This is a genomic window from Martelella alba (genome assembly GCF_005217455.1).
Taxonomy (GTDB): Bacteria; Pseudomonadota; Gammaproteobacteria; order Enterobacterales; family Enterobacteriaceae; genus Acerihabitans.
Genome location: NZ_SZPQ01000151.1, coordinates 1 through 834, shown reverse-complemented (window position 1 = coordinate 834; position 834 = coordinate 1). Strand labels below are relative to the sequence as shown.

2 protein-coding genes are annotated in these 834 nt (G+C 49.5%); both read left to right on the top strand.

Annotated elements, in window-relative coordinates:
• The first annotated feature begins 115 nt into the window (after positions 1-115).
• Positions 116-358 (top strand): nucleotide-binding protein, encoded by a 243-nt coding sequence (locus FCN80_RS26150; protein ID WP_306767945.1) that lies wholly within the window; start codon positions 116-118, stop codon positions 356-358.
• Positions 359-382: 24 nt separating this feature from the next.
• Positions 383-649: a helix-turn-helix domain-containing protein gene (locus FCN80_RS26145; RefSeq protein ID WP_136993279.1), complete on the top strand. Its 267-nt coding sequence runs from the start codon at positions 383-385 to the stop codon at positions 647-649.
• Positions 650-834 lie beyond the last annotated feature (185 nt).

Here is an 834-nt window from a genome sequence, read left to right as displayed (position 1 = left end):
GTTGCGTTAACGCTTAGCGGTCAAGAAAGCGGGCAAAAGACGCGGTGTACCGTGCGCCACTGACTTTTAGCCGTCCGATCAGGGCGTTCAGCTCGGCAAGTTCCCGGTCGGCCAACTGCTTATTCACCGTATAACCGCAGTTATTAACATCTGCACAGCTTTGGCACGCGCAGGTTACAACATTGCAGTTGTCGATACGGACCCGCAGAGGAGCCTCACGAACTGGAGCAAGTTGGACAAAGCTGTCTTTGACGTTTTTACTGCCGCTTCCGAAAAGGATGTCTACAGCATCAGAAAAGACTTGGCAGAATATGATTTCACTATAGCCGATGGAGCAGGTTCGCTTTCAGTTATTTAAAAAAGGACATTGGCGCACAACTGAATGATTGCCTACCGTTTGAAACGCTCCCGACTGGACGCTGGACTCTCCCAAAAGGAATTGGGTATGGCGGCCGGCATTGAGCCGGAAACCGCTAAACAGCGTATCTCACAGTATGAGAACGGACGCGCCAGTCCGCCATTTCCGCTAGCTATCCGCCTGGCGGCCGTGTTGGATGTGCCAGAATGCTATTTTTATATTGTCAGTGACGACTTTGCCCATGAAGTCGTCAAATTGTATAAAGAAGAAACAAATCTAAAATCCCGATAATCCCCTGTTAGAGGACTCCGTTTCCCAAACGGAACCCTATACCCAGTTACCTTAGTTCAGAAGAGTTACAGCTCAACTGATCCATCGAAAAGGCCACCTTGCAGGGTGGAGCCTGTTCACCATTTTGTGTAAGTGCCTTTTCTCAGAAGTGACCGTCCAGGCGGTCACCGAATTCGATAATAAAG

Coding starts and splice junctions, on each gene's coding strand:
- FCN80_RS26145 (WP_136993279.1), top strand. CDS start 383: ATGATTGCCTACCGTTTGAAACGCTCCCGACTGGACGCTGGACTCTCC.